This is a genomic window from Methanobacterium sp., assembly GCA_016222945.1.
Lineage (GTDB): Archaea > Methanobacteriota > Methanobacteria > Methanobacteriales > Methanobacteriaceae > Methanobacterium_D.
Window position 1 is genome coordinate 306,390 of sequence record JACRPY010000006.1, and the last position, 23,220, is coordinate 329,609.

24 protein-coding genes and 1 pseudogene are annotated in these 23,220 nt (G+C 32.1%); 11 read left to right on the forward strand and 14 right to left on the reverse strand.

The annotated features are described in order from the left end of the window. Positions 1 to 2: 2 nt before the first annotated feature. Positions 3 to 197, reverse strand: a complete 195-nt coding sequence (locus HZC47_10665) for a hypothetical protein (protein ID MBI5681346.1) — start codon at positions 195 to 197, stop codon at positions 3 to 5. 7 nt (positions 198 to 204) lie between these two features. Next, the gene (gene trpE, locus HZC47_10670) at positions 205 to 1,590 is read right to left on the reverse strand and encodes an anthranilate synthase component I (protein MBI5681347.1); all 1,386 of its coding nucleotides are present in this window, start codon (positions 1,588 to 1,590) and stop codon (positions 205 to 207) included. Positions 1,591 to 1,765: 175 nt separating this feature from the next. Between trpE and HZC47_10675 the strand changes: the two genes are divergently transcribed. Then, the gene (locus HZC47_10675; GenBank protein MBI5681348.1) at positions 1,766 to 2,269 is read left to right on the forward strand and encodes an amino acid-binding protein; all 504 of its coding nucleotides are present in this window, start codon (positions 1,766 to 1,768) and stop codon (positions 2,267 to 2,269) included. 419 nt (positions 2,270 to 2,688) lie between these two features. On the opposite strand, the gene HZC47_10680 is transcribed toward HZC47_10675, so the two are convergent. Then, on the reverse strand, positions 2,689 to 2,925 hold the full coding sequence (locus HZC47_10680; GenBank protein ID MBI5681349.1) for a HypC/HybG/HupF family hydrogenase formation chaperone: 237 nt from the start codon (positions 2,923 to 2,925) through the stop codon (positions 2,689 to 2,691). Positions 2,926 to 3,066: 141 nt separating this feature from the next. Between HZC47_10680 and HZC47_10685 the strand changes: the two genes are divergently transcribed. After that, entirely contained in the window at positions 3,067 to 4,356 is a 1,290-nt protein-coding gene (locus tag HZC47_10685) for an NAD(P)/FAD-dependent oxidoreductase (GenBank protein ID MBI5681350.1), read from the forward strand. Positions 4,357 to 4,441: 85 nt separating this feature from the next. Here HZC47_10685 and HZC47_10690 read toward each other — a convergent pair whose 3' ends face one another. Further along, positions 4,442 to 4,603: a hypothetical protein gene (locus HZC47_10690; GenBank protein MBI5681351.1), complete on the reverse strand. Its 162-nt coding sequence runs from the start codon at positions 4,601 to 4,603 to the stop codon at positions 4,442 to 4,444. A 156-nt stretch (positions 4,604 to 4,759) separates the two neighbouring features. Between HZC47_10690 and HZC47_10695 the strand changes: the two genes are divergently transcribed. Beyond that, positions 4,760 to 5,122, forward strand: coding sequence for a DUF5518 domain-containing protein (locus tag HZC47_10695; GenBank protein ID MBI5681352.1), 363 nt, complete (start codon positions 4,760 to 4,762; stop codon positions 5,120 to 5,122). Between the two features lie 55 nt (positions 5,123 to 5,177). Here HZC47_10695 and HZC47_10700 read toward each other — a convergent pair whose 3' ends face one another. The 4 genes and pseudogenes from HZC47_10700 to HZC47_10715 form a co-directional block, all read right to left on the reverse strand. Beyond that, positions 5,178 to 6,218 (reverse strand): glycosyltransferase, encoded by a 1,041-nt coding sequence (locus tag HZC47_10700; GenBank protein MBI5681353.1) that lies wholly within the window; start codon positions 6,216 to 6,218, stop codon positions 5,178 to 5,180. 127 nt (positions 6,219 to 6,345) lie between these two features. Next, on the reverse strand, positions 6,346 to 7,143 hold the full coding sequence (locus tag HZC47_10705; protein MBI5681354.1) for a heavy metal-binding domain-containing protein: 798 nt from the start codon (positions 7,141 to 7,143) through the stop codon (positions 6,346 to 6,348). Between the two features lie 36 nt (positions 7,144 to 7,179). Further along, positions 7,180 to 7,503 carry a heavy metal-binding domain-containing protein gene (locus HZC47_10710; protein ID MBI5681355.1) on the reverse strand — a complete coding sequence of 108 codons (324 nt, stop codon included), beginning with the start codon at positions 7,501 to 7,503 and terminating at the stop codon, positions 7,180 to 7,182. Between the two features lie 191 nt (positions 7,504 to 7,694). Continuing rightward, positions 7,695 to 8,024: pseudogene (locus HZC47_10715) on the reverse strand (DUF2085 domain-containing protein). A gap of 147 nt (positions 8,025 to 8,171) precedes the next feature. Here HZC47_10715 and HZC47_10720 point away from each other — a divergent pair. The 3 genes from HZC47_10720 to HZC47_10730 are packed head-to-tail and all read left to right on the forward strand — an operon-like array spanning position 8,172 to position 10,250. Then, the gene (locus HZC47_10720; GenBank protein MBI5681356.1) at positions 8,172 to 8,900 is read left to right on the forward strand and encodes an ABC transporter ATP-binding protein; all 729 of its coding nucleotides are present in this window, start codon (positions 8,172 to 8,174) and stop codon (positions 8,898 to 8,900) included. After that, positions 8,897 to 10,033, forward strand: a complete 1,137-nt coding sequence (locus HZC47_10725) for an ABC transporter permease (GenBank protein MBI5681357.1) — start codon at positions 8,897 to 8,899, stop codon at positions 10,031 to 10,033. The genes HZC47_10720 and HZC47_10725 overlap by 4 nt, the downstream gene beginning before the upstream one ends. A gap of 52 nt (positions 10,034 to 10,085) precedes the next feature. After that, positions 10,086 to 10,250: a hypothetical protein gene (locus HZC47_10730; protein ID MBI5681358.1), complete on the forward strand. Its 165-nt coding sequence runs from the start codon at positions 10,086 to 10,088 to the stop codon at positions 10,248 to 10,250. Between the two features lie 118 nt (positions 10,251 to 10,368). On the opposite strand, the gene HZC47_10735 is transcribed toward HZC47_10730, so the two are convergent. The 5 genes from HZC47_10735 to HZC47_10755 all read right to left on the reverse strand — a co-directional run bounded on the left by HZC47_10735 (position 10,369) and on the right by HZC47_10755 (position 15,730). After that, entirely contained in the window at positions 10,369 to 11,937 is a 1,569-nt protein-coding gene (locus HZC47_10735; GenBank protein ID MBI5681359.1) for a hypothetical protein, read from the reverse strand. 215 nt (positions 11,938 to 12,152) lie between these two features. After that, positions 12,153 to 13,058, reverse strand: a complete 906-nt coding sequence (locus HZC47_10740) for a cell wall biosynthesis protein (protein MBI5681360.1) — start codon at positions 13,056 to 13,058, stop codon at positions 12,153 to 12,155. A 66-nt stretch (positions 13,059 to 13,124) separates the two neighbouring features. After that, the gene (locus HZC47_10745) at positions 13,125 to 13,739 is read right to left on the reverse strand and encodes a hypothetical protein (protein MBI5681361.1); all 615 of its coding nucleotides are present in this window, start codon (positions 13,737 to 13,739) and stop codon (positions 13,125 to 13,127) included. Between the two features lie 197 nt (positions 13,740 to 13,936). Next, complete coding sequence (locus HZC47_10750) at positions 13,937 to 14,587, reverse strand: hypothetical protein (GenBank protein MBI5681362.1); 651 nt, start codon at positions 14,585 to 14,587, stop codon at positions 13,937 to 13,939. A gap of 81 nt (positions 14,588 to 14,668) precedes the next feature. After that, positions 14,669 to 15,730: an mRNA surveillance protein pelota gene (locus HZC47_10755; GenBank protein MBI5681363.1), complete on the reverse strand. Its 1,062-nt coding sequence runs from the start codon at positions 15,728 to 15,730 to the stop codon at positions 14,669 to 14,671. Positions 15,731 to 15,996: 266 nt separating this feature from the next. On the opposite strand from HZC47_10755, the gene HZC47_10760 reads away from it, so the two are divergent. The 3 genes from HZC47_10760 to HZC47_10770 all read left to right on the forward strand — a co-directional run bounded on the left by HZC47_10760 (position 15,997) and on the right by HZC47_10770 (position 20,322). Beyond that, a complete protein-coding gene (locus HZC47_10760; protein ID MBI5681364.1) occupies positions 15,997 to 16,317 on the forward strand; it encodes a hypothetical protein in 321 nt (106 codons plus the stop codon). A gap of 242 nt (positions 16,318 to 16,559) precedes the next feature. Continuing rightward, positions 16,560 to 17,864 carry a prephenate dehydrogenase gene (locus tag HZC47_10765; protein ID MBI5681365.1) on the forward strand — a complete coding sequence of 435 codons (1,305 nt, stop codon included), beginning with the start codon at positions 16,560 to 16,562 and terminating at the stop codon, positions 17,862 to 17,864. Between the two features lie 271 nt (positions 17,865 to 18,135). After that, positions 18,136 to 20,322 (forward strand): CDC48 family AAA ATPase, encoded by a 2,187-nt coding sequence (locus tag HZC47_10770; protein ID MBI5681366.1) that lies wholly within the window; start codon positions 18,136 to 18,138, stop codon positions 20,320 to 20,322. Positions 20,323 to 20,464: 142 nt separating this feature from the next. Here HZC47_10770 and HZC47_10775 read toward each other — a convergent pair whose 3' ends face one another. After that, on the reverse strand, positions 20,465 to 20,920 hold the full coding sequence (locus tag HZC47_10775; GenBank protein ID MBI5681367.1) for a hypothetical protein: 456 nt from the start codon (positions 20,918 to 20,920) through the stop codon (positions 20,465 to 20,467). A 360-nt stretch (positions 20,921 to 21,280) separates the two neighbouring features. Between HZC47_10775 and HZC47_10780 the strand changes: the two genes are divergently transcribed. Together HZC47_10780 and HZC47_10785 are read left to right on the forward strand one after the other, a co-directional pair. Then, a complete protein-coding gene (locus HZC47_10780; GenBank protein ID MBI5681368.1) occupies positions 21,281 to 22,531 on the forward strand; it encodes an adenosylhomocysteinase in 1,251 nt (416 codons plus the stop codon). 63 nt (positions 22,532 to 22,594) lie between these two features. Continuing rightward, on the forward strand, positions 22,595 to 23,206 hold the full coding sequence (locus HZC47_10785; GenBank protein ID MBI5681369.1) for a DUF2119 domain-containing protein: 612 nt from the start codon (positions 22,595 to 22,597) through the stop codon (positions 23,204 to 23,206). The last annotated feature ends 14 nt before the right edge of the window (positions 23,207 to 23,220 follow it).

Below are 23,220 nucleotides of genomic sequence, written 5' to 3' on the forward strand. Positions count from 1 at the left end.
CTTTATTTTCCCTCTCTGGATTTTCTACGGCTTGCAAAATCTCTCAAAAATTCTTTGAATTTTTGGAGCGCAAAACCCGAAGGTTTTTGCAAGCTTTGATTTTGATTGTTTGCAAAACTTTCAGTTAGAGAAATGCGTAGCATTTCTATACCACAAAAATCATAGATTTTTGAAGTTTTGCAACCGTAAAAATTCATAGAATTTTTACATGCCCGAAAATTCGGAGAATTTTCGACGGCTTGCAATTTCAAGTGCTCTTATAAGAGCTTGTGCTTTGTTTTCACATTCGAAATACTCATTTTCAGGGACGGAATCATGTACAATTCCGGCCCCGGCCTGTAATTTAGCTTTATTCCCTTTAAAGACAAGTGTTCTAATAGTAATTGCAAAATCGGCATTCCCGTTTAATGAGAAGTAACCTAAAGCGCCAGCATAGGGTCCTCTTGCAATTCCTTCAAGTTCGTTTATTATTTCCATTGCCCTTATTTTAGGGGCGCCGCTTACGGTTCCTGCAGGGAAAATGGAGCCAAATGCATCAACAGCAGTCATATTTTTCCTTAATTTTCCTGTTACGCGGGAAACAATATGTTGAACGTGTGAAAACTTCTTTACTGTCATGTATTCTGGAACCTGGACAGAATCAAACTCACTTACTTTTCCCACGTCATTTCTTGCAAGATCAACAAGCATAAGATGTTCTGCAAGCTCTTTTTCATCATTTAAAAGCTCAATTTCTAATTTTTCATCTTCTACTTTGTCTTTTCCACGTTTTCTGGTCCCTGCAATTGGATATGTTTCTATATTATTATCTTCAACCCTTACAAGCATTTCCGGGCTTGAACCTATTATTTCGTGGTCTTTAAGTTTTAAATGATACATATAAGGTGAGGGGTTCATTTCACGAAGTGTTTTATAAATTGAAAGTTTATCTCCAGTAATTTCATATTCGCTGGCGTTAGAAATAACGCTTTGAAAGATTTCTCCTGATTTTATTTTTTCTTTAGCATTTATAACCATATTTTCAAATGTTTCCTTTGAAAAATTATGCTTTTTGAATTTAAACTCAATATTACCTATTTTGTAGGATTTTTTTGCTATTTCATTAATTTCATTTACTCTGTTTTCTCCAAGAGTGATATATTTACATTTATTTTGCAATCTGTCAAAGATAATAGCATCCAAGAATAAACCAAATTCAAAGTCAGGGTATGGGGAATCTTGAACTTCAATATTTTCAAAATGTTTAACTGCTTCGTAGGAAATGTAGCCTACAAGGCCACCTATGAATCCTTTTTTTAAAATATTTCCAGATATAATCTTTTTTATTTCTTCAAAAGGGTTATCTGTTTCTATTTCTTTTTCAATTCCGTTTTTTTCTATTTTTAAAATATTCCCTTTAGCTTTTAGGATTGCAACGGGCTTGAAACCTAAAACTGATAGTCTTGCAAGTCCACTGTCGCTTTCCATTGATTCAAGGAGAAAAGAGCTTTCTGAATTGTGATAAATACTTTTAAATAGTTCAAAAGGGGAATCAAAGTTTAATTCAATAATTTGTGGTTCGTTTAATTTAATATCGCCAAAAACATTCACTGCCTTTCATATTAGTTCACCATGTTATTTTAGTATAGTAAGTTGTATACTATAAAGTACTATTTAAAGCTTTATAGTACATAAATATACATTAAACAGAAGTCTTAAAATATAATAAACGACATAGCTATCTTTAGATCATATATGTACGCTGATGATAAAATAGGAGATTTCTATGTGGGAAAAAATTAAACATAAATTTGAAAAATACCCTGCCCGTATGAGTGTAGCACGGAAAATAGTGGAATATGGGCTTAAAGTAGGTGAAAATGGAAAGATTTACTGTGGCGAAATCGAAATAAATGATGTGGCTATTGCAAGGGCAACAAATGTAGATAGGAGAAGTATTAAGGCCACTGTAGATATTATACTTCAAGATGAACAGCTTGCAAAGATATTTGGAAATATTACGCCGGCAGGGCCTTTAGTTAAGAATGTTGCAAAGGATCTGGGTTTTGGAATAGTGGAAATAGAGGCTGAAGCTGAAAATCCTGGAATAATTGCAAAAGCAACAGATTTAATATCCAGTAATGGAATAAGCATAAGACAAGTACATGCAGGAGATCCAGAATTTGAGGAGAATCCTCGTCTTATTATCATAACAGAAAAACCACTTGAAGGAAACCTTATAAATGAATTTTTAAAAATTGAAGGTGTAAAAAGGGTTTCTATTTATTAGCAATGATTAAATATATAAATATTAAAAATATAAATTAAAAAAAGTTATTCAATTTAATATAACTCTTAAAATAGCATAATTTGGTGATAAACATGGATGACGTATTATTAACATTAATAGTTTGTTTGGCAGGATTCATTGGAGTATCTTTACTCATATTTGGACTAAACAGAAATGTAGAAATTTAGATATTCTTAAAATTCTTTTTTTAATTATATAAATTATTTTTTCTAAAATTTAATGGTGAATTTTATTTCGTTGCATTTTGTAAACATTTAGCTATCTGCAATTAGATTTTAATATCTTATTAATTATAAATAAATGGTTTAAAACAATAATGTGCTGATTAAAATATATAAAAAGTAAAAAAAAAAAGATTGAAATTTAAAATAAAAAATAGAAGTTAAAAAAATGATGACTTATTTATTATCTTCTTCATCTAATACTTTTAAAAGCTCTTCCCATGCTTCTAATGATTCTTTAGCTTCCTGGTCGCTTAAAACCTCTATAGCATATCCGGAATGAACAAGTACATATCGACCTACGTCAACATCTTCAACTAAATCTAATTTGGCATTCTGTCTGACTCCACCGAAGTCAACAACTGCTACATTATCGTTAATTTCTACTATTTGAGCTGGTGCTGCGATACACATTGAAAATCTCCTCTTTAAGTTTTAAATAGATTAAAATATAAAATATTTTTATAAAAATTTCTAATTTTAATTCAACTCATTTTTTTTAATAATTTTAATATGTGTTCCTTACATATAAAAATATGTTGAGGAGGATTGGTTATGGACATCACAGTTATTGGCGGAGGGCCTGCAGGTAGAACTGCTTCTATTGAAGCAGCAAGCATTGGAGAAAATGTAACTCTAATTGAGGGAAGTGCTATTGGGGGCACATGTCTTAATGAAGGGTGTATGGTTGTTTGTGGATTAAATGATGTTTCAAAATTTTTAAATGATGCAAAAAACTTTGAAAATCTTGGAATAATTAAAAATAATTATGAATTTTCATTTAAAGAAGTCACAAAAGGAGTTAAGAAGACAGTAGGTAAAATAAGCCATGTTCTTGAAACTGAAACTAAAGATGCTGGTGTAAAAATAATAAATGGTGTGGGAAAGCTTAAAGAGGATTATGTTGTTTTAAATAATGAAAACCTCAAATATGATAAATTAATAATAGCAACAGGTGCAAGACCCTTTATTCCAGAAATTGAAGGTGCTGAAAATGGTATTACTTACAAAGACATATTAAATTTAACAGAAATTCCAGAAGAATTAATTATTATTGGAAGTGGAGTAATTGCTGCCGAATATGCAAATATATTTTCTAATATGGGTTCAATAGTCCATGTTTTATGTAGAAATCAATTTTTAAGTATTCTGGATAAGAATATAAAAAAATATGTAACTAAAAATCTCCTTCCAGATGTTAATATCCATGAAAATCTGCAAACCAATAAAATTTACAAAGACCATGTTTCTACAGATAAGGGTGAAATAAATGGTAAAGTTCTCTTTGCAACAGGAATGACACCTAATTCAGAAATAGCAGTAGATATGGTGGATATTAATGAAAAGGGCCATATAATTGTTGATGATGGGATGCAGACAAGTCATGAGAGTATATATGCTGCAGGTGATGTTGCAGGTAAAATTGGAAACACTCCTATTTCAAGGGCAGAGGGAGTTATTGCAGCAAGAAATGCTTGTGGAATCCATTCCAAGATGGAATATACTTATATTCCTCAAGCAATAAATCTTTATTACGATGTTTCATTTGTAAGCTCTAACAATAAAGATGAAGGCGTGGAAGGGTATATCCCAGGATCTGCAGGGCCTGGCTCTTTTTGGAGAGTGCTTGAAGGCATGACAGGGCTTACAAAGATTAATATTAATGAAAATCGAGATATAAATGAATTATATTCAATATCCCCATCATCACGCACCAGCATGGCGTATATATCAAAGTTACTTAAAGAAGGGCAGAATATAGATGATTTTGATGATTTTATTGAAGTTCACCCTTCAACTGATGCTATATACAAGTTAATGAGATTTTTTGCAAGGTTTGAATAAATGCAAATTAGATAAGCTAAAATTTAAAATTTAATTTTTAAGTATAATCAAATAATTCAAAAATAAAAAAAATAAGTAATTTAATCTATTCTTTAGGCGTTTGCATTTTTTTATATAAGAAAAATGCAGCTACAGCTAATATAATTAGTACAACTACTACAATTGCAACAATTCCTAAAATTCCAAGCTTTCCAAGAAAACTGAGACTTATGCCTTTCAATACAGAACCAAGTAACATATTTATCACAAAATCACCTTTTTTTTAAATATATCCTTAAATAGTAGTGTCAAACTTAAATACTTTCTCCATTTAGATATTTTTTACAAAATTCTAAATAACATTATAAATTATATAACTAATTAGTCATAATTCTATTAAAAGAAACATTATAGGTGAAAAAATATGTTAAATTGGAAATCTTTAGGTATAGGAATTATTTTAGCTATTACATTATTTTTTACATTTTTATCATATAATATGGGCTATATAAGTGCATTGAGCTTTTTTATTTCTGCTTTTATTGGAGGTTATTTAGTTGGGGGCAGTACTAAAACTGGGGCAATCCATGGGGTGCTTATAGGCCTTTTTGGTAGCATATTATCTGTTTTAATATTATTGGTATTAGCTAGCTTCTATTCAAACAATGCTGTATCATTATTAAGCATACTCCTTACAATACCTCTATTCTTTATTTATGCAGTTATAGGATCGATTGGAGGAATAATTGGGGCATTAATCAAAAATAGACTTAGTAATGGCCAATAACTCATTAAATTTAACTTTTCCATTTATTTTTAAAAGTTAAAAAAAATATAATTAATTATTTAATATTCTCATAAATTATTTTTGCAATTTTATCAGCAGATTCAAGGACATCTTTTGCATATTGTGAAGCTTTATGTTTTGTTTTATCCATATTTTCCATAAAATTCGCTACATTGTAATGGAGATTATCCAAATCACTTTCAACCATTGCTCCTTCAAATATTTGACTCATATCATGATAACGTCCGTATTTTACACCTAAAAGAGTTATAATTGGTAAATCACAGGCAATAGCTTCATGAAGCATCACACCATCGTCAGTGATAATAACAAAGTCTGCTAATTTGTATAAATCACGTACCCAATCAATATAGCCTAAATACAAAATTCCAGGAGTTTCAAGGTATTCAAGATATTTTTCATCAAGAGGATGCCCAATAACAACTATATTGGCTTTGAGGTTACTATCGCGAAGTTTACAGGCTGCAATGGCCATCTTTTCAAAAAGTGTAGAGCCTGATGATAATAAAATAGTAGGTAATGATGGATTGTACTCATCTGGCATTAATTTCAGTGCATTTTCTTTATTTCCATTGATAATCTCTGTGTTGATAGGCATAAAAGTTTTATACACATTTTCAGAAGTATTTTGATAATTAAATAGGGGAGATTCTGGAAGGGCTATTACAGTAGTGAACTTAGATATTTTTGAGTCAGAAGGGGTTGAAACAACACCTACTGAAGGAATACTTGCAATTTTAGCAGCCATACAACCTACTATGGCTCCACCACCGATTGTTCCAATAACTACATCTGGTTTTACATTTCTGTATAATTTAATTGCATCAAAAATAGCTTTGACAGTTTTAAGTCCGCCCTTTATTAAAGTAGATTTTGTAGCAGCATGTCCTCCTGCTTGAGGAATACTTGTTTCATGCCATTTGATGCCATTTTTTTTAAATAATAAGCCTGCTGATCCATGATTTAGGGCAAATTCACATTCAACACCATATTTAGATAATGATTTGGAAATATTAATGGCAATTGCTGCATCTCCTCCAATACCACGTCCTGTAACCATAAATAATGCCTTCATTTAATCACCATCAATTTAAATGTTTTTTAAATATTAACCATGTTTTTTATTAACTTATTTTCTTTTATTAGACTAATTAATGATATAGATGGAATAACAAAAAAAAATTAATAAATGTTATGGGATGTTATTCGTATAAAACTGCATTGCCTCCTACAGTTACAATCATTGTACTTCCTTTAAGTCCGCCAATGCTTTCATAGTTAATATTAACGCCTAAAACTGCATTTGCACCAATTTCTTTTGCTTCATATTCTAAATTTTTTAATGCTTCATTCCTAACTTTGCTCAAGTCATATAACTTATTGTTGGTTGGTGTCATTTTTTTTAAAATAGAAGATTTTTCTCCATTTTTATCTTCTTTTAAGATAGCTTCTGCAGTTATTAGGCCAAAATGTTTGATTATATTTTTATCTTCAATAACAGGCACAGTAGAAAATAGAAGGTCCATTTTAGGTAGATCAACAGTTTGTTTTTCTTCTTCTATTTCTTTTCCCAATAATCGGGATATAAAATTGCCTATTAAACCCATAACATAGGTTATTGTTCCAATAAAAACTACAAATAGTAAATAATTTACAAGTATAGGAACTGCAGCTTGAATAGTAAGTGCAATACCTCCTAATGTGAATAAATTTAGGACAAGTGGGTCTTTAGGGAAGAACCAACCGTAGATATTGATGATAAGGAATATTAGAAGGGCGCTTATAGCTCCAGTGCTTTTTCCATGTTTCCTTCGGGCAATAAATGATTCACTAAAACCTGCAATTAATGGAGATACTATAAACATTATATTAAACCCAAAAACAACTAAATTAGCATAAACACAAATAACAGCAGATATAAACCCTAATACAGTTCCGATGAGTATTGCAGCGAATCTCCATCGATTATCTACAAAAAAACTTTTTATTGAAGCAAGCAATGTATCTATCTCCATTATCAAACGTTATTCAGTTATTTATTCATATTTTACGGCAGTACCAAACACGGTTACCATGATTGTGTTTCCCATGGTTCCTCCAAGGTTATGGTATCCTATATTAACGCCTAATATTGCATTAGCACCGAATTTTTCTCCTTTTTCTTCCATGCTGTTTATTGCAATATCTCTTGCCTTTTTTATTTCTTCTTCATATGCAGAAGTTCTACCGCCAACAACGTCCCTAACACCAGAAAAGAGGTCTTTATAGACGTTTGCTCCAATAAGAGCTTCTCCGGTTACTAAACCGAAATATTCTGTTATTTTTTTGCCTTCAATATTTGGAGTGTTTAAAATTAGCATTTTATTTCTTCCTTTTGATGTATGGCCAATAATATAATATTTATGGCATATTAATGATTTGGTTTTAAAGAAGAGGTCAAAAAGGAGTGAAATTAGTTTTTTTGAAGATTTAGGAGGAACACAGCTGGAAATTATGAGTATAACTCCATATAAAATAGAAAATAATTTAATAATTAAATTATTTTTTTTATTTAACCATATTGGCTTATCAAAAGCCATTTTAAGGCCTTAATTAAAATACCAATAATAATTCCTGCTAAAAGTCCTGTAGAAAATCTCAGTAGGTTATTGCTTTTTTCTGTAACCAAACTTTTGGGTTAAACCATCTAAAAAAGTTGGAATAATCGCTAATATTCATATTAACATAATTTCAGGATTGTAATTAATAATTACCATGTATGTGTAAATATAATATGAAAAAAAGCCCATATAAATGCCTGTGCATCTTGAACATACTGGCATGTACCATTTACCGATTTAAATGTTCTTCCAGGGGTTCTGTGACATATGTATACTGGCATCAATTTTGGATCTTTTGAGATTTAATTTCCTCCTTAAAATGAATTATAATGGGTTTTTTGTTTATATCTATTTGTTTTATTTTATTCTCTTTCTTTACACAAATTATATTAATAAATTCGGCCCCATTAAAATCTGAAAGTGATAGAATGGAATATGCCATAAAAACATCTAATTTAACTAAAGATTTTGGAGATTTTAGGGCAGTTGATAATTTAAATCTCAATGTTAAAAAAGGAGAAATTTATGGGTTATTAGGGCCAAATGGCGCAGGTAAAACCACTGTAATCAAAACATTATGTGGACTTTTAAGTTGGACTACTGGTGAAGCTTATTTGTTTGGTCATGAGCTTCCTGATAAAAATTTAGCTTCTTCTATAGGTTATATGCCTCAAGAAACAGCACTTTATGTAGGTTTAACTGTGCATCAAAATATTAAATTTTACGGTGATGTATTTGGCATCTCACAAGAAAAGATTGAAGAAAAAGAGAGGGAACTTCTTAAATTTGTGGACTTGTGTGACTGGAAAAATGAACTTGTCCAAAATTTAAGTGGAGGAATGAAACACAGAGCATCACTTGCATGCACATTAATACATAAACCAGAACTTCTTTTTTTAGATGAACCAACTGTAGGTGTCGATCCAGAGCTTAGGGTCTCATTTTGGAAATATTTCAACCAATTAAAGGCCGAAAAAGTTACTATTTTAATTACAACTCATTATATGGATGAAGCAAGGCGATGTGATCGTGTAGGATTCATGAATCACGGAAAACTTATTGCAGAAGGCACACCTCAAGAACTTCTGGATAAAGCAGGTGTGGATTCTCTTGAAGATGCATTTTTAGAACTTTCAAGGCAAGAGGGAACAATATGAAATTTTATAGAGCTCTTGCAGTTACAAAGAGAGTGTTCAGTGATATAAGGAATGATAGGCGTACACTTGCCCTTATTTTTTTGGCACCAATACTTGCAATGTCTGTTTTTGGACTTGCATTCAGCGGGGATGTTGAAAATGTTCATGTAATAGTAGTAAATCATGATAAAGGGTTTACAGCTCCAGGAGGTAATTATACATCACTTTCAGGTGAAATAATATCCAATTTGGATAAGAAAGTGCTTGATATTGAGTATGTGGACAATGAGGAAGTTGCTATAGAACAAGTAAAGAATGGTAAAGCTTACGCTACTATTATTTTCCCTGAAAAATTTACAGAAAATGTATATACCAAAATTAAGAACCCTAATTCTTCAGCAAACACCAGAATTACCATGAAAGCAGATGAAAGTATTGTAAATGTAAAAAATGCAATATATGGTACTGTAACTGATGCTATTACCATAACAATGGATGATAATGGATTTAAATCTCCAATAACTGTTAATTTAAATCCAGTTTATGGGAAGGATGCCCAGTTCATTGATTTCTTTGTTCCGGGAATAATGGCATTTGTAGTATATCTTTTAACCACATTACTCACCCTTATAACTTTTGTTGGAGAAAGAGTGTCGGGTACCTTAGAAAGGCTTTTAGCAACTCCTCTAACTGAAGAAGAAGTTGTGGTAGGATACGGGATTGCTTTTAGTATACTAGGAACAATACAAGCTACAATTCTGTTATTAATAGGTATTCTTGTCTTTAATATAATGATAGTCGGCAATGTGTTATATGCTTTTATTACAATAGCTCTCCTTGCTATTGTGTGCCAGTCTCTTGGAATCCTTCTTTCCAGTCTTGCAAATCGGGTTGAACAAGCAATTCAATTTTTACCATTTGTAGTGCTTCCTGCATTTCTGCTTTCAGGAGTATTTTGGCCAATAGAAGCAATTCCATATTGGTTAAGGCCTTTGTCTTATCTTGTCCCGCCTACTTATGCTGCAGATGCATCAAGGGCTGTGATGCTTAAAGGATGGGGACTGAGCATGATCTGGACAGATATAGCTGCACTGATTCTATTTGCAGCTGTATTTCTAGGGATAGCCATATGGTCCCTAAAGCGAAAAGGTTAGATAATCCCTATTTTTGAAAAGATTTAAATAGATGGCTTTATGAATAAGATTTATGGAAACAAGAACAAGAAGAATAATTGTTTATATATGTGCGGCTTTCCTGGTTGTACTTGGAATTTACAGCATGATCTATATGAAAGATTACTATCAAGGACTTATCTGGACAGTAATAGGGATATTTTTCATAGTTTTAGGCTATTTTAAATTAAAAGGATAATTCCATTAAAAAAAAAGACTATTTTTAACTTTATTTATTTTAATTCTGTTAAAACAAGCTAAAATTCAAAAAAATAAAAAAATGAAAATAAAATGGTTTGAGGAAAATTGTTTATTCCTCATTTTCTAGCTGCAAGTAAAAACCAAAGCAGTCCACCGCCTATTAAAAGCAGTATTATTAATATTACCCACCAATAGGATAATAAACCGCTTAACCCGTTTCCTTGTGTTCCCTCAGGTGTAGTTCCATATGAATTGGGAGTAGTGTTATTTGTTGTTGGGGCAGGTGTAGTTGTTGGGTCTGTGTTTCCTGTAGTTCCTGTATTTCTGCCTGTTTTTGCTGCATTTACTGTTATAGGTAATGGTTTTATTGTAATGGGAGCAGTTACTGTAGCTAGTGGATTAGCAATATCTGCTACTGAAGCTGTTGTAATAATTGGACTGGATATTGGGCCGCCGTTTGCTGTGAAAGTAGCTGTAGCAGTACCATATTTCAGTTTAGACTGACCAATACTTCCCCAGGTAGTAGCGAAAGTTACTGGTATTCCAGAAGGATACTTAGCAAACTCGCTGTTATGAATAATACCATTTGAATCTGCGTATAAATCTGCAGTAACCTGAGAAGTCATAGTATTAAATATTTCTGTGGGATTAGCAGTTATGGAAAGTTTGAGCCATGGATCAGCATCCACATTCCCAAAAATAAGGTTAATAACCGTTTTTGGATCTGTATTAGAACCCCACCAGTTATACTCAGCATTCACCAAACCAATGGGACTGTAAATAGAACTACCTGTAGTTGCTGTGTTTCCTACAATCCTGCTGAAATGAATCTCACAATTACTACCATCATTGTTGATAGCACCACCGTTAGTAGTTGCTGTGTTTCCTGTGAAGGTACAGCCAGTCATAGTGTTTGTAGCAGAAGCAATACTACCCACGTAAGTAATAATTGAGTTTTGGTTGTTGATAGCACCACCGTTAGTAGTTGCTGTGTTTCCTGTGAATGTACAGCCAGTCATAGTGTTTGTAGCAGAAGCACTACTACCTACGAAAGCACCAATTGAGTTTTGGTTGTTGATAGCACCACCATTAGCAGTTGCTGTGTTTCCTGTGAATGTACAGCCAGTCATAGTGTTTGTAGCAGAAGCACTACTACCTATGAAAGCGATAACTGAGTATTGATTGTTGATAGCACCACCATTGGTTGCCGTGTTACCAATGAAAGCACAGTTATTTAGATTTAATGTCCCCTGATTGTTGATAGCACCACCGTTACCTGCGGTATTTCCGTTTTTTAATGTTAAATCGGATATGGTTACTGTGCACCCTGAATTTATTGTGAATATTCTGTCATGACCTCCAGCATCGATTATGGTCTGGTCTTGGCCTACACCTTTGATATTCACATTTTTACTGATTGTAATCCCATAATCTGTGTGTGTAGGGTCTGTATTGGTGTTGAAAGTCTCTGGGGCAAGAATTACAGTATCTGTACTTGTAGTACTTGCATGTGCAATCCCGAAACTAATAGTTTTATAAGGATTATCTATGGTCCCTGCTCCTGTATCATCACTTCCAGTACCATTAACATAAATATCAGTTGCTGAAACAGCACCAATGAGTAAACTAACTGAAATAATAACAAATAAGAGTAAAATTAATGTTTTTCCTAATTTTTTGTTCAATTTTTCACCTCCTTTATGCCCTATAATATGCTAATATATCATCTTTATTTTATTTTAATATAAAAAATTATTGTTAGGTTTCGTGACGTTTTTCATGAGTATAAGTAAATTGTCAATGTTAATAAACGAATATTGGGGAGAATCAAATAAAATCAAGCAAAAATAGGGTAATTTAGATAAAAAAATATTTTCAAATGTTATAAAAAAATTTTGAGCTAATTTTCAGCATAGGGGTTATAAAAAAGCCTTCTAAACCCTAAAACTTTAAATATATTTCTTTTTACAACTATATCACGTTTTCCTATTAATATGCGGCGCAATAAATCCCCAAGGCCGCCTCCAGTTAAAACATCCATTACATAATCAAAATAATGAGGATTTTCAATTCCAAGCTTCTTTTCAAGGAATATCTTAAGAGTTCCACGCCTGATAAATGCTATAACTAATACGGTAATGAGAAATAGGGCTAAAGTAACAAAAAAACTGCCATAAATGTATCCAATACCATAATACATTCCTAAAGCGCCACCTAAAATAGCATAAGCGATTCCAAGACCCACTGCAAATGAATGATTCCCTACCTCGCCCATCATAACTTTTCCTTTATAATCCAGGGGAGCATATCCTATACACGCTGCCAAAATGATTAAAGGAACAATTAATCCGTTAAAACCAGCTAAAATCATGGAAACGATTACAATAAAACACATGGTGATTATTGTTGAGCAGGCAGCACCTGGCTGCATATCTGCAATGTTTAAGGGCTGGATCATAAGCCCGATAAGGATGGATACAGGCCCTAAATAATAATAACCAACAGCAATCACAAGAAGCATCCCTATACCTCTTGAAATCTGTCCAATTTCAATGGAAATATTTTTAATTTTTTTTCTACCAATAATATCATCAAATAATGCAAAAATACCAATAATAGCGATTAAATAATTATAAGGGATCGGTAAAAAGATTACCATGGCTATAAATGGTGCAATTCCAACGGCACGTGGAGTGCCACCTCTAATTGTTGTATACAAACTTCCGCCGGATTTCTGGATGATCCATTTTAAAAGCAATGTTAAAACAGCAGATATTAAAAATGTAAAAATGATTTCTGTATACATTAATTCACCTATTAATAAAATAGAAAAAAATAGTATATTAAATTTGTTAAATTTACCGTACTATTTTCATAATTTATCTAAAACCTCAATAAATTGACTGGCATCAGAATATTTCCTTTCATATGAATCATCCTTATAGGTTTCATATACTATGGCATGAATTCCTTTCCTGGCAAGTGGTTTTGTAACATATAATGGGCTTGATCCACCTGGAGAATACATATTTAAAAATGGAATCTTCTTGGTAATATTATTCACATAATCTATAGTTTCATCATCTTTGGATACAGGATATATGAATCGAGAGTATTTATAACCGATTTCCTTCCCTAAATCTTCATGGATATCTACAACAAGTTGAGGTTTGGCATTTATAACATCAGGCACCACTATTTCATTGGCGATCAATTGACCATTCATCCTACCAATGGTGAAATGCAAAGGACTTTTGGTTACATGAATCTTGTAAAGAATGAATTTTTTAGATAATGTATTTGATTTATCTTTAAGTACGGCTTCGGTAGCATTATGGAACTCAGATTCACGGGGATGGACTCCTGTTATTAATATAACAGTTTCTTTAGAGTTTTGATTTCCATAAACTACTTTTTCAGCCCATCCGTAACTTTTATTTCCTAGATTCACTGCTGAACTTTTACTTTCTAAAGGATTAGCGTTCATGGCAGTATTCCAACTAATTCCAATGATTGAAAAAGTTAAAATTAGAAATATAGCAGATATAATAATGATATTTGTTTTTTCTATTTGTATTCCTCCGAAAATATTGAAAATACTGTCTATTAAATGCTGAAAATGATTTTTGGGTATGTTAATTCACTAAAAAAAAAATAAAAGAAGGTATGAAATTTTTTAATTGATCATAGCTGGTCTAATGCAGTAACAAATTGACTGGCATCAGAATATTTGGTAGCGTATGAATCAAATTTATATGTTTCATAGACCAATGTAGGAATTCCTCCTTTGGCTAGTGGATTTGTAACGTATTTGGGGCTTGTACCTTTTGGTGAATACATTGCCAAAAATGGCATTTTTGAAATGATTACATTGGCATAGTTTCTTGTTATCCAAGTTTTTGATATTGGATCTAAGAATTTAGCATATTTATACCCACTTTTTTTTCCCATGTTTTCATGTATGTCTACAGCAATTTTAGGACGGATTGCTTTTACATCCCGAACAACAAACTTGTTTGCAAGTAACTGTCCGTACATCCTGCCCCTATTGTAGTTCCACGGGCTTTTTGTTACATGAACTCTGTAAACCACGTATCTTTTTGATAAACTGCTTGATTTATCACTTACCGCGGCTGCAATAGCATCATGGAACCCGTATTCACGGGGATGGACTCCCGTTATTAATACAACAGTTTCTGCAGCGTTAGGATTTCCATAGACACTTTTTTCAACCCAACCATATTTGGTTCCACCAATGCTAGATCCTGCAAAACTCACATCAACAATGGAAATTACAAATAATAAACAAATGAGAACTCCAATTATTTTCCGCATTTTCCGCCTCCCATATTATAATAAAGAATGATTTTTAATTCTTAATAAATAAATTTTGCTTTTTTTTTGAATTTAAAATAATTATTTCAGACCATACCTTAAAAGTGCTGCAATCCCTCCAAGAGATTTTAATTGTTTCCCACCTTCATGTTCACTGCTTATAACCATCACTTTACCGCCAGTATTTTCTACAAGGTTCATAATTCCTTCAACATCATCTTCACGTACCATTTCATCTAAAACAAGTAACATTTCTGCAGCACCAGCATTAGAAGCATCCATAACTTCTTTTTTTCCATATGTAACTAAATTTGATGATTTTCCAATTTCCTCTAAAACTTTATTAATAAACCTCATTTCTTGAGCTATACGATTTTCAGCAGCCATCTCCTCAATAGTGCCCTTCCTAAGGACTTCCTGTATTCCTACTCGTCCGCCAGTTCCTGTACTCTCAACTCCTGAAATTTTGGCAAGTTCCGGGTATTTACCACCTAAAAAATTGTAAAATTCGCCCTTAGTAAATCCTGGGCCTGCTATAACAATCCCTTGAATGTCTTTAAATCCAGAAAGTGCTTTTGCAACTTCGTCAAAGAAATTAGCTATATTTTTTCCTCTATCCTTTTGGATAATCCGTTTTCCAGATATTCCGCCTATGATGGGACCATAATAATCTATTCCATACTGTTTGATAATTCCTAAATCTGCTACATCATCTTCAATTGCAACAATAATTGCCGATGGTTTTTTAGATGAATCTACAGCATTTTTAACCCTTTTTATAGCCCATCTTGACCATTTTTCCTTGGTGATCTTTATTGAATAATTTAATTTTAAATCAAGTGTGTGATGAGATCCAAGGGGGACTAAATCTTCAGGCCCATGTTCTATTATGCCAGTGGCTCTTAATTTTCCTGTGTATTTATGGAAATTTATACTTTCAACAAGTATTCCCATAAAAAATGTTTTTTTAATTCCCCTATCACTTCTTAAACGTTCCCCTGTGGAATCTTGGATTCTACGGGTTGTTCTGGATGATATTAAATCGCCAGTTTCTATTATATGTGATAAATGCCACAAATCGTCTAATGTTTCTGGAACAAGTTCAATTACTCCTTTTTTTGTATCTTGATGAACAATGCGCATATTATCACCGCTGAATTTATAATTATAATAATTGTTTACTAATTAAATCTTGAAAACTTTTCAATTCTTAGGTTTTTAATTTATTAATTTAGGTGGAGGATGTTTTGTTGTATTTAGATAATGATTATGTCATTTTCAATTAAATATTTTCTTATTAAATTTTTTAGGGTTCATAATCTTTTTTACATAGTTTATTAATCATTGATAATCCAGTATGAAACCTTTATATATATGATTATAATAAACAAAGTTCAGGAGGTAATAATTTGACTAAAGAATTAGAAAACAAAATAAAAAGCACAATGAAAGATGTAAAAGCATGGCAAAGAGTACCAACGTCTGTAAATGGGGTTTATATTGTCAAAGCTCCGGGGAATACAGATAATGATACATTAATGATAGAAATAAATCCATTGAACGATAGAGGTACTTCTATGAAACGGAAAGGTTTATTTTTAAAAAGTTCTTTAGAATTTGAAGGTTTTGAGGAAGTTTTTAAAAGTGAAAATGTGATGGTGCTTTTGAACACCATTGAAAATATTAATGGAGGGTCAAAAAAGGAAGAAATTAAAGCAATAGAACTATAGAATAATATTAATCAAATATGGGACGAATTTAAACAATATTTTTATTTTATTTCTTTTTAATTAGAACTGTTTTTTAAATTAAATCCTCTGGCATTTTGCTTGTTAACTTATTGTGTATTTATTCTTTAAAAGCAATTAGGTTAATTTTCAAAATAAAGTTAAAATAAATTGATTGAAATATAATATTAAATTATAATAAAAAGAAAATCTAATTAATATATAAAAAAGGTGGAGATTTTTCATTGAAAGTAACAGTAATTGGTGGAACAAGAGGATTAGGCAAATGGATAGCCCAATTTTTGAAGGATAAAGGTTTCAGTGTAGTTATAACTGGAAGAGATGAAATAGCTGGAGAAAAAATATCTAAAAAACTTGGGGTCAAATACACTTCAAATAATGCTGAAGCTGTATCTAACGCTGATATCGTTATTTTAGCAGTTCCTATTGATGCTGTATCAAGTGTAATTCCAAAAATTGCTCCTTTTTTAAAAAGAGGTTCTCTTTTTATGGATGTTACTTCAGTTAAGGAAAAACCTGCTGAGATCATGAAAAAACATGTTTCAGAGGGTATTGAGATAATTCCTACACACCCCTTATTTGGGCCACGAATCAGGTCATTGGATGGTCAGGTTGTAGTTTTAACTCCTGAAAATAGGGGTGAATGGTACAAAAAAGTCTTTAAATTTCTTGAAAATGAAAATGCAAGAGTATTAGTTACTACGCCTCAAAATCATGATAAAATGATGAGTATAGTTCAGGGATTAACTCATTTTGCATACATAGGTATTGCAGCAACTATTGAACGGCTTAAAATAGATGTTAAAGAATCCCGGAAATTTGAAAGTCCAATTTATGGTTTGATGGTGGATATGATAGCACGTATAGTTGCACAAAATCCTTATCTTTACTACTCGATACAGACTCAAAACAGATATGTTAAAGAAACTCATGAAACATTTATATCTGTTTACAATGAGTTAAATGACATGATTTTAAGAGAAGATGAAGCAGGATTTGTTCATGTTATGGGAACTGCTGCTAAACACCTCGATGATTTAGAAGCAGCTCTTGGAAGGTCTGATAAGGCAATATCTGCTTTAACAGAAGAAATTAGGATTCTAAAAAATTCTATAGGGAATGAAGTTGGATTAAAACATATTTATTCTGATAATATCCATGTTGGTGTCTTAAAAAAAGTATCTTCTGATTTTATTGTCTTAAATGAGAATAATAAGAAAGTAAACTTAAAATTATCAAATGTAGAAGTCATGGATGATAATGAACTTATTAAATGGAAAACTGAGAATCTTCCAAGGAAATCTTATGATATTTCGGCTGTTTTTCCAGAAAACTGCGATCCTGATATAATTGTAGAGACTATGGGAAATTTAAAGGATGTAGTTGATGTATCAATTGCTGATAAATATCAGGGAAATCAAATTGCACCGGGAAATATAAGTATCACCTTTAAATTTGAAGTTATAAATCCTGATGCTAGATTTGAGGTTGAAAATCTTTTGAAAGGTTTTGGATCGAAGATTCGTTAAAATATATTTAATTACACTTGTTCATGGGTTTGATTAATCTGTGACACTCTTTTATGTCTAATTTTGATGAACTACCGTTAAATTTATAATATTTTAAGATAATATTATATATCGTAGTTATTTAATATGGTATATATGTATAAAAACAAAAGCTTTATATATTAGAATATATCAAATATTATAGTAACTCGAGTTAACTAAAACATTATTTGAATTTAAAATTAATTTTAACAGATATAACTCATTATAACTAAATAAAAGGGGGATTATTATGGCAAATAAAGAAATGAAACTAAAAGTCGCAGAAGCATTCTCACAAGCAGATGTAGGAGTCTCTGTTGCCAGAATTGATCCAGCATGTATGGAAAAATTGGATCTTCTTGATGGAGACACAATAGAAATTGAAGGGAATAAAATAACTTCAGCTACAGTGGTATCATCTCAATCAGATATTGGCTTAGGGATTATAAGAATTGATGGATACATAAGGAAAAATACTGGGGCTTCAATAGGAGAAGAAGTAACAGTAAGACATGCAGATGTTAAAGAAGCTCAAAAAGTAGTCTTAGCACCAGTTGATCAACAAATAATGGTTCAAGGAGATGTAAGAGGAGCTTTTGCAGGTAGAGTTCTATCTAAAGGAGACTTAATCATATCTGGTTTTAGAAAACCAACAACTTCAATGAGAGGAAGCCTTTTCGATGAATTTTTCCAAGATATGTCCCCAATGGGCGAAATTAAACTTGCAGTTGTATCAACAAAGCCCACAGGAATAGTTAAAGTCATACAAACCACTGAAGTTGAAATACAACAAAATCCTGTGGATATTTCCAAATTAGAAGGCATAAAAAACATTGTGGATGTAACCTATGAAGATATAGGTGGGCTTAAAGAAGAAGTTAAAAAAGTAAGAGAAATGATAGAAATTCCTCTTAAAAGACCAGAACTCTTTGAAAGACTGGGAATAGCACCACCTAAAGGAGTGTTAATGCACGGACCACCAGGTACAGGTAAAACATTACTTGCAAAGGCAGTTGCAAATGAAAGTGATGCTCATTTCATTACAATCAATGGGCCTGAAATCATGAGTAAATATGTAGGTGGTTCTGAAGAAAGATTAAGAGAAATATTTGAAGAAGCAGAAGAAAATGCCCCGTCAATAGTATTTATTGATGAAATAGATGCTATTTCACCAAAAAGGGAAGAAGTAACTGGAGAAGTAGAACGAAGAACAGTAGCACAACTTTTAACTCTTATGGATGGCCTTAAATCCAGAGGACAGGTAGTGGTAATAGGTGCAACTAACAGACCTGATGCCCTTGACACTGCAATTAGAAGACCTGGAAGATTCGACAGAGAAATTGAGATAGGAGTTCCAGATAAGGATGGAAGAAAAGAAGTACTCCAGATACACACCAGGGGAATGCCATTAGAAGAAAATGTGGATTTAGATGAAATTGCCGATGTTACACACGGATTTGTAGGTGCAGATATAGAATCTTTAGCTAAAGAAGCTGCAATGAGAGTTTTAAGAAGAATACTTCCTGAAATAAAATCCGATGAAGAAGAAATTCCTAAAGAAGTTCTTCAAAAAATAATTGTAAAAAAAGCAGATTTCAAAGAAGCATTAAAAGAAATTCAACCTTCAGCACTTCGTGAAGTTATTGTACAGGTTCCTGATATTAAATGGGAGGATATAGGTGGGCTTGAGAGTGCTAAACAAGAATTAAGTGAAGCAATCGAATGGCCGCTTAAATATCCAGAAAATTTCGAGAAATTTGGTGTAAATCCACCTAAAGGAGTCTTGATTTATGGTCCGCCGGGCACTGGTAAAACATTACTTGCAAAGGCTGTTGCTAATGAAAGTGATGCTAACTTTATTGCAGTTAAAGGCCCTGAACTTCTATCAAAATGGGTTGGTGAATCTGAAAAAGGTGTAAGAGAAGTTTTTAGAAAAGCAAGACAAACAGCACCTACAGTAATCTTTTTTGATGAAATTGATTCAATTGCATCTACAAGAGGTGGAAACACTGATTCTGGAGTTACTCAAAGAGTTGTAAACCAGCTTTTAACAGAAATTGATGGGATGGAAGAACTACAGGATGTAGCAGTTATTGCAGCTACAAACAGGGTAGATATACTAGATCCCGCTTTAGTACGGCCTGGAAGATTTGACAGACACATCAAAGTGGAAGATCCTGATGAAAATGCAAGATTTGAAATATTTAAGGTTCACACCAAAAACATGCCTCTTGCTGAGGATGTTAATCTAAAATATCTTGCTAAAAACGCAAGCGGATATTCTGGAGCAGATATAGAAGCAGTATGCCGTGAATCAGTGATGTTAACACTCAGGGAAGATATGGAAGCAGATCATGTGAAAATGAAATTCTTTAGGGAAGCAATGAAGAAAGTTAAGGCAGAAGAAAAAGAAGTGGAGTTAATACAGTACCACTAATTGGAATTTAGGGAAGTTAAAGTATAACTTTCCTTACTTTTATTTTATTTTTTTAATTAAAATTGTAATTGATTAGAATAAGAAAATTTATTAAATATTTACCTAAAATAGATTATTTATAGTTTAAAAAAAGTTTAGGGAGTTATTTATCTTCTTTTTTTACTTTAGTGTATTTTGGGGAGGAATATGTCTCTAAAGCTTCACGTTTAATATACTTTCTTAGATCTTCAACCTGCAGAATATAATCATCGATTATTTCAATAATTTCTTCATAAGGCCTGAGTTGCCTGGCACGTTCTGATAATAATTTTTTACGTTTTTCTGTATGGCTTAACTCTTTTCCAATACTTATTATACCTAAAATTTTAGGTTTTTCAATTATTGACTCGTTCAGATACAAATTTCTAAGAGATCTAATATCTTTAGTTATTTCACGTCTTAATTTTAAAATATCGCTTTCAAGACGCTGTAATTTAACTAATGTGGATCTAGCCTCAAAATCTGAAGATAAATTTAATTCAGATTCATCAATATACATTTCCTGAAGTTTTTCATAGTACTCTTCAGGACTTATTATTAAAAATTCATCTTCTTCCATATCTACTGATTATGAAGAATCATTATATATAGATATCGGTGGATTATTATTTTTAATAAAAAAGGATTTATTGTTCATCATATCTTTAACAATGTGCTTAGAAGCCTTTTTTAATCTAAAATTAGAAAATACAAGTTTCAATGTAAAATCCATAATAAAGTTTTACAATATAAAATGAAAATGATATAATTAGGCTTTTTAATGATTATTATCCCTTTTTTTAATGTTTGGATTGTATATAAAAATACCAATCAGACTAAACTTAAATATAATTAACCATATAATTAGGTGAGAAACTGTTAAGTAAAAATAAATGATTTTAAGCTATTTTAATAAAAAAAGATTTTATCAGGTGAAATAATGAGTAATGTAAAGGATATGTCGCTTGCGCCAGAAGGAAAGAAAAAAATAGAATGGGTACAAAGACACATGCCGGTTTTAGAGCATATAAAAGCAGAATATGAAAAAGAAAAACCATTCAAAGGAATAACAATAGGTTCATGTTTACATCTTGAACCAAAAACCATAAACCTTGGATTAACACTCCTTGCAGGCGGTGCAGAGGTTGCAATGACTGGATGCAATCCTCTTTCAACGCAAGACGATGCCACAGCAGCAGGAGCAGCAATGGGCCTTAAAATGTATGGTTGGAGAGAAGAAACCACAGAAGAATACTATGAAACCATTCATAAGGTGCTTGATCACAAACCTGATATTTTAATAGATGATGGCGCGGACATGATATTTTTAGTGCATAAAGAAAGACCAGAACTAATAGAAAGTATAATGGGTGCATGCGAAGAAACAACAACTGGAATTCACAGACTAAAGGCAATGGCCGAAGACAAAGCACTAAAATTCCCTGTAATAGCAGTAAACGATGCATACACTAAATATTTATTTGACAACAGATATGGGACAGGCCAATCAACATTTGACTCTATAATGGGCTCAACCAACATCTTAATCGCCGGAAAAACAGTAGTTGTTTGCGGATATGGCTGGTGCGGCCGTGGGGTTGCAATGAGGGCAGATGGTCTCGGTGCAAATGTTATTGTAACTGAAATCGATCCAATAAGAGCATTAGAAGCTAAAATGGACGGATATAGGGTTATGAAGATGGAAGAGGCTGTTAAACATGCTGATCTTCTTTTAACTGTAACTGGAAACATAGATGTGGTTAAAGGGGATCATTTCAAAAATATGAAAGATGGATGCATACTTGCAAATTCAGGCCACTTCAATGTGGAGATAAACAAAAATGACCTCCTAAAAATGGCAGTTAAACATGAACAGATTAAAGCAGATATTGAAGGCTTTGTAATGGAAGATGGAAGAACATTATACTTACTTGCAGATGGAAGACTTGTTAATCTTGCAGGCGAGCGTGGACAGGGTCATCCGGCAGAAATTATGGATATGAGTTTTGCTGTACAGGCTTTATCAGCTAAACATTTACTTTCAAGTAAATTGGAGAATCAAGTTTATAAGGCTCCAGATAAAATTGATGATATTGTGGCAAGACTTAAATTAAAAGCAATGCATATTGAGATTGATGAATTAACCCCAAGACAAATCGAATACACTGAAAATTGGGAAGAAGGAACCTAAAAACATTCCATATTCTCTTTTTAACTTAATTTTTATTTTTTTTAATTTAAACAGGTTTTTTCGATGGTTTACAAAAAAGTAATAGATAAAGGAGAAAAGCCTAAACGTCTTTTTATTGGAGGAGTACATGGACATGAAGGGCTAACAACCATAAAAGCATTATCACAAATTTCTGATGTTGACGTTAAAAATGGAAATCTTACAATTTACAATTTTGATGAAAGTCATTATATTAGCACTCTTGACAGGCATTACTACAACTTGGATATGGGTAAAAAGATTGTATCCATAATTAGAGATTTAAAACCTGAAATGTATGTGGAATTGCACTGTTATAACTCCAACAGTTTTGAAAGATTAACAGATACAAACAGAAAGGAACATACAGGAGTTCCACCTTTGATACACCTTGAAAAAGGCGTTTTAATAGGTTCAATATCTCCATATATCCGCACATCTCTTTTTGATGAATGGGATGTTTGTATAACTCTTGAAATTCCATGTAAACCCTCAAAAGAATCTATGGATGTTTATTTGAATGTGATGAGGGCTGTTGCAACTTCAAAGGATAAGTATGAGTTACTGGATAATTTAAGGGTTGATTATTCTGATCAGGTTGATACTGCAGCTAAGTATGCTGTGGAATTGTATTGGGATGGATATCCTCCATTATAACTCAAATTTAGTAG